Raw genomic sequence first — 6,196 nt, 5'->3', positions numbered from 1 at the left:
AACCGCCGATGACGTCGCCCTCCATCACACCGGAATCCCAGCGCACACCGGGGCCGGTGGGGATAGCTAATTTTTCCACGGTACCGGGGGAGGGCATGAACGAACGCCCGGCGTCCTCACCATTGATACGGAATTCGAAAGAATGACCGCGCAGAACCGGATCATCAAAACCGAGCTCCTCACCACGGGCCACGCGGAATTGCTCGCGCACCAAATCAATTCCAGAAATTTCTTCGGAGACAGGATGCTCTACCTGAAGGCGGGTGTTGACTTCGAGGAAGGAAATGGTGCCGTCGGTTCCTATCAAAAATTCACAGGTTCCAGCGCCCTGGTAGCCTGCCTCTTTGAGAATCGCCTTGGAGGATTCGTAGAGGCGTTCAAGTTGCGCCTCGGAAAGGAAGGGAGCAGGAGCCTCTTCAACCAGTTTCTGGTTGCGGCGCTGCAACGAGCAATCGCGGGTAGATACCACGACGACGTTACCGGCGGCATCCGCCAAGCACTGGGTTTCAACGTGGCGGGGCGAGTCTAAGAATCGCTCAATAAAGCATTCACCGCGACCAAATGCTGCGGTTGCCTCGCGAACTGCCGAATCAAAAAGCTCGGGGATATCTTCACGCTGGCGAACCACCTTGATGCCGCGTCCGCCGCCACCGAAGGCAGCTTTAATGGCGATGGGCAGCCCAAATTCGTCGGCAAAAGCTTCAACTTCAGCGGCAGATTCCACGGGATCCTGGGTTCCGGGAACCTGGGGAGCGCCGACTTTCTCTGCAATATGGCGGGCAGCAACCTTGTCGCCCAAACGAGTAATAGCTTCAGGCGAAGGACCAATCCAGGTCAGACCAGAGTCAATCACACGCTGCGCGAACTCGGAGTTTTCTGAGAGGAAACCGTAACCGGGATGCACCGAATCAGCGCCAGCGCGCTCAGCAACCTGCAGGAGCTTATCAATGACCAGATAGGAATCAGAGGCAGTGGAACCACCCAAAGAGTAGGCTTCATCAGCCAGGCGCACGTGCAACGCATCGCGATCAGGCTCGGCGTAAACTGCCACTGTCTTAATACCTTCATCACGCGCAGCACGAATAACTCGTACCGCAATCTCACCGCGATTGGCAATTAAAACCTTGGAAACGGGGCCCGTATGGCGACCCTCGCGAGCAACAAAATGCGCGAGATCGCGGTCATGGGTAGTGGACAATGAAAAACTCCTTTGATCCGCGATACGTCGAGAGGAAACTGCCCTGAATCGGGCTGAAACTCTGTGGCTCTGGAGCGCTCACGGTTATGCTTTGTGCGTCTGTTTGTCGATTTTACCGTCAAAACACTACGAATATGTTTAAAATTTACGCTGATTTCTTCCAAAACTCTGTGATGGAGAGATTCATTTCTTTCAGCATGGAACGCAACGCGTTCACTGATAGGCCAACGACCGTGTGAAATTCTCCCTCGATTTCACGGACGAACGCCGCCCCAAAGCCGTCGATGGTGAAGGAACCAGCCACCCATAGGGGCTCTTCGGTGCCCACGTATGCGGTCATTTCAGCCTCGCTCATCTCTTCAAAACGCACGACGGCGCTGCGCAATTCCGAGGCTTCGGGGGAGCGACTCCTCGTGCGGTTATCAACCAGCCAGTGACCGGTGTGTAGCACGCCCTCATTGCCGCTCATCTGGCGGATGCGCTCCAGTGCCTTTTCAGCGGTGCGGGGTTTGCCAAAGGCTTGGCCGTTCATTTCAAACACTGAATCACAGCCCAAAACCAGCGCCCCTTCCGATTCTGGTAATTGCGCTACAGCTTGTGCTTTAGCTTTTGCCAACAGGAGAGCGGTCTGCGCCGGGGTAATCTTACCCAGTCCTGAGGCATAGGCGTGCTCTTGTGCTTGTTGCAAGGCTTGTTCTTCGTCTACTTCAGAGACAATTACCGTGAATTCCACACCTGAATCTTCGAGGAGTTTTTTCCGGGCGGGGGAGCTAGATGCGAGAATCAGACGAGACTCGGCTTGAACAGTATTTTCAGTGAGCATATGTTCAGTTTATGGGGCGAGGTCTATTATGTGGAATTTCCGGTTCTCCAGTATTTATAGTTGCCGCTAGCTTCGATAGATTGAAAACGAAAACGACGAAACGACCGTCTCTTTCCAACCAGCTATCGGAGGAATCCCATGAGCGCTACACCCAACCTTTCCCTCAAACCGCTATCTCAAGAGCCCGAATTGGGAAGCGCTGATTTTGCAGTGCTGGAGAAACTCAGTTCCTCATCCGCTCCGGCTATCGTGAAAGCTCCTTCTCAGGGAACTTTGCGTTTGTACCTGTCGCAACCGCAATCCATTGCCGTTGTGCTTCCTCTGCTGGCGCACCTGGGTATTTCCGTAAAGAACCAGGCAGCTTTTGCCGTCACCTTTGAGGGGAAGGACATCACCCTCTTTGAATTAGAACTAGAGCACACCGATTTCCCTCAGAACGACCGCGCACTTGAACTTGCAGAAGACGCACTCAATGCTGTGTTGACTCAAGAAGCTGAGGACGACGAGCTGAACCAGCTCATCACCGCCCAGCAGGTTTCCTGGCGCACCGTCGTCGTCTTGCGTGCTTATGCGGCTTACTTGGCGCAGCTGGGGGTCAAACCCACCACCAAAACTATTGCTGGGTACTATCTGAATTACCCAGAGCTTACTGCCTCATTTATTGAGTATTTCCATACGAGCTTTGACCCTGAACTGGATTTGGACCGGCAGGAGCGTCTAGACCACCGGGAAGAACTTGCAGACCGTATCGAGAAACAGATGGGCGAAATCACCGATGCCGCCACCGAGCAGTTCTTCTCCCATCTGCTTGAGGTCATGCAAGCCACCGTGCGCACCAACCTCTTTCAAAATAAAGAGACGGTAGCGTTCAAGCTTCGCCCGCAGGAGATTTCCTGTGCGCCGGCGCCGCGCCCGCTCTGGGAAATCTGGGTCTACTCACCAAAGGTCGAAGGTACTCACCTGCGCTTTGGAATGGTCTCCCGCGGCGGTTTGCGCTGGTCCGATCGCCCGCTGGATTTCCGCACCGAGATTCTCGGCCTGGTCAAAGCCCAGCGCACCAAGAACGCCGTCATTATTCCTAACGGTTCTAAGGGCGGTTTCTTCCCCAAGGGACTTCCCGACCGCGACGCCGAAAAGGAACTCTATGCGCAGATGGGCGTAGACGCCTACAAGCTGTTCATCGGATCGCTGTTGGATGTTACCGATAACCTGGTGAGCGAAAATGGCGAAGAAAAGATTGTTCACCCCGATAACGTGGTGATTCTTGATGGCCCCGATCATTACCTGGTGGTCGCAGCCGATAAGGGAACCGCAACTTTCTCCGACACCGCTAACTCCCTTTCGCTAGAGCGCGGTTTCTGGTTGGGCGACGCTTTTGCCTCCGGCGGCTCGGTCGGATTCGACCACAAAGACATGGGCATTACCGCCCGGGGCGCGTGGGAATCGGTGAAACGCCATTTTGCTTCGTTCGGCAAAGACATTCAAACCGAAGACTTCACCATGGTCGGAATCGGTGGTATGGCGGGCGACGTATTTGGCAACGGCGTCCTACTCTCACCCCATATTCGCCTGGTCGCCGCCTTCGATTCACGGCACATTTTCATCGACCCTAACCCCGATGCTCAAACCACATTTGCCGAACGCGAGCGCCTCTTCAACCTGCCCCGCGCCTACTGGACCGACTACAACCGGGAACTCATCTCAGAGGGCGGTGGCGTCTTCAACCGCTCCGATAAAACCATCGAAATCAATGAGCAGATTCGGCAGGCGCTCGGCATTGAGGATGAAGTCTCGGAACTGACCCCCGCAGAATTGATTCGCGCTATCATCGCCGCTCCGGTGGATTTGCTTTACACCGGCGGAACCGGCACCTATGTGCGCTCTAGCAGCGAAACAGATGCCGACGTCCGCGATTCCACCAACGATTCCATGCGTATCACTGCCCCCGAACTGCGCGTCAAAGTAGTAGGGGAGGGCGGCAACCTTGGGTTGACCCAGCGCGCTCGCATTGAAGCGGCTCGCCATGGGGTGTTGCTCAATACTGACGCCGTCGACAACTCAGCGGGTGTGGAGACCTCCGACCACGAAGTGAACTTGAAGATTCTGGTAGATCGTTTGGTTGACGCTGGAGAGATTAGCAAGGACGAGCGTGCGGCTTTGATTGAGGAACAGGTCGAGGAAGTTGCGCAGCAGGTGTTGCGCTCGAACATCGACCAAAACATTCTGTTGCAAGCAGAACGCTTGGGCACTCGTCCTACCAATTCAGCGGCAACCCGTTTTATCAAGTTCCTATCGAACAATGCTGGACTGGACCGCGACGTTGAGTTCCTGCCTACCAACGACGAGCTGGCAGAACGCCGGGATAACAAGGAACGCTTGACCAGCCCCGAACTTTCGGTTCTCACCGCTTACTCGAAGCTGTGGCTTACCCAGACTTTGATTGATGAAAACTTTGGGCAGGACCGCTGGCTAGAGCCGGTTCTGCAGGAGTACTTCCCCTCTGCCGTGCGGGAGAAATATGGGAAGCATTTCTGGTCTCACCCTCTGCGCCGAGAAATTATTGCCACCAAGGTAGCCAATGAAGTCGTTGATACCGCTGGAATTGTCTTTGTGTTCCGGGTGGTTGAAGAAACCGGTGCGAGCGTTTCCACCGTGGTGCGTTCGTTCTTGGCAGTGAGCGCCATCTTTGGGTTGAAGGACGCCATGCAGCAGGTGCGCGAACTTGCCCCCACCACTGACCCCGATGTCTGGCGTTCTTTGGTCTATGGCATTCAGCGCTTCACCGATCGCGCCGTACGCAAGGTAGTGCAGGAAGGAACTCTCGCTCGCGCAGAGGTGTCCGGGGAAATTGAGGGTGTGATGGAGTCTTTCATCAACCGTTTCTCGCAGGTTCAATCGCTGTGCGGTCACCTGGAATCTTTCTTGGGCGGTAAGCTGCTCGAACGTGTGCGGGATAACCAGCGGGCAGTGAACCGCTGGGGAGTCGACGGCGCTCTTGCAGATTTGTGGGCGGAGGTTTGGGAGCAGATTGCTCTGGTTGACATCGTCTCCATCGCCGAACAAACCGACTGGAGCACCGAACGTGTAGCACCGCTTTACTTTGCGTTGTATGAGCGATTCAATGCTTCAAACACCATGATTGCCATTACCGAGCTTCCCCGAGTAGGGCGCTGGGAGTCGATTGCCCGCGCGTCACTCCGATCGGACTTGTATGAGGCGCTGACGGCGCTGACCTGCAAGCTGATCGGATTTGCCGAGGAGAACGGAAAAGCTCAGCCGGAGACTTTTGCCCAGGCAATGAAGCTTGTTCGGGAGTGGGAGAAAGTCACTCCGTTGCAGGCACCGGCGATTCGCCGTCTGACCCAGGAGATTTCTGAGTTCATTAATCTCTACGCAGCAGGTTCACGACGTGCCGATTCAGCGACGATTTCGGTAGCGGTTCGCACGCTGCGCGAGATTGCTTACTAAGACGCGGCGTCTTTTGACGAAGTAGCTGTTCTTAACCTCGAACGCACACGGTTTGCCCACCGCACACGGTTCTTTCCTGTGGCGGTGGGCAAACCGTATGCTTTCGACGTCGGGGGGTGCTTCTATAGTTTTCGTCAAGCCCCCACCGACACACGAGACTCATAAAAACACCCATCCCGCAACATCGCAAACAAAACATTCAACCGCTTACGAGCCAACGCCATCACCGCCTGATTATGCCGCTTACCCTCCGCACACTTGCGATCGTAATAAGCACGCGAAGCCTGATCAGCCTTCAACGAAGCAAAAGCAGATAAGAAAAGCACTCGCTTAAGTGCTTTGTTCCCACGCCGTGAGGCGTGGGAACCCTTAATCGAGGTACCCGATTTTCTATCCACTGGCGCAATCCCAGCATAAGACGCCAGATGAGAAGCATCCTTAAAATCCTTACCCACCACCTCAGTTAGAATCCTGGCACTGGTGCGCACACCCACCCCAGGCATCGAACGAATAACTGCTGATAAAGGATGAGCTTCCACCAAATCCAGTATCTGCTGCTCTGCTTCACTACGCTGTGCCAGAATCAGCTCAAGCTGGGCAGCTAAGGAAGAAATAATCTGAGAAGCACTTGCTGTTCCAGCAACGATGACTGTTTGCTCATCAAGAGCTTGGAAGATTTCTTCCGTAAGCTTCGGTGCAAGCCGAGG

At 54.9% G+C, this 6,196-nt stretch carries 4 protein-coding genes; 1 reads left to right on the top strand and 3 read right to left on the bottom strand.

Features of this window, described 5'->3' with window-relative positions:
* A partial coding sequence (locus A7E48_RS05955) for an acetyl/propionyl/methylcrotonyl-CoA carboxylase subunit alpha (protein WP_068170789.1) occupies positions 1–1,198 on the bottom strand: 1,198 nt, incomplete at its 3' end.
* Between the two features lie 145 nt (positions 1,199–1,343).
* Positions 1,344–2,021 (bottom strand): nucleoside triphosphate pyrophosphatase, encoded by a 678-nt coding sequence (locus A7E48_RS05950; protein WP_068170785.1) that lies wholly within the window; start codon positions 2,019–2,021, stop codon positions 1,344–1,346.
* A 138-nt stretch (positions 2,022–2,159) separates the two neighbouring features.
* Here A7E48_RS05950 and A7E48_RS05945 point away from each other — a divergent pair, with 138 nt between their 5' ends.
* Positions 2,160–5,489, top strand: coding sequence for an NAD-glutamate dehydrogenase domain-containing protein (locus tag A7E48_RS05945; protein ID WP_068170782.1), 3,330 nt, complete (start codon positions 2,160–2,162; stop codon positions 5,487–5,489).
* Positions 5,490–5,623: 134 nt separating this feature from the next.
* On the opposite strand, the gene A7E48_RS05940 is transcribed toward A7E48_RS05945, so the two are convergent.
* Positions 5,624–6,196, bottom strand: a 573-nt coding sequence (locus tag A7E48_RS05940) for a transposase (protein WP_141669374.1), incomplete at its 5' end; no start/stop codon positions are given.

Source organism: Rothia sp. ND6WE1A, from assembly GCF_001683935.1.
GTDB classification, from domain to species: Bacteria; Actinomycetota; Actinomycetes; order Actinomycetales; family Micrococcaceae; genus Rothia; species Rothia amarae.
This window is presented reverse-complemented; position numbering and strand designations above follow the sequence as displayed.

Excerpts from the sequence above, each read along its gene's own strand:
- A7E48_RS05945 (WP_068170782.1), top strand. The coding sequence starts at position 2,160 with ATGAGCGCTACACCCAACCTTTCCCTCAAACCGCTATCTCAAGAGCCC.
- A7E48_RS05950 (WP_068170785.1), bottom strand. The coding sequence starts at position 2,021 with ATGCTCACTGAAAATACTGTTCAAGCCGAGTCTCGTCTGATTCTCGCA.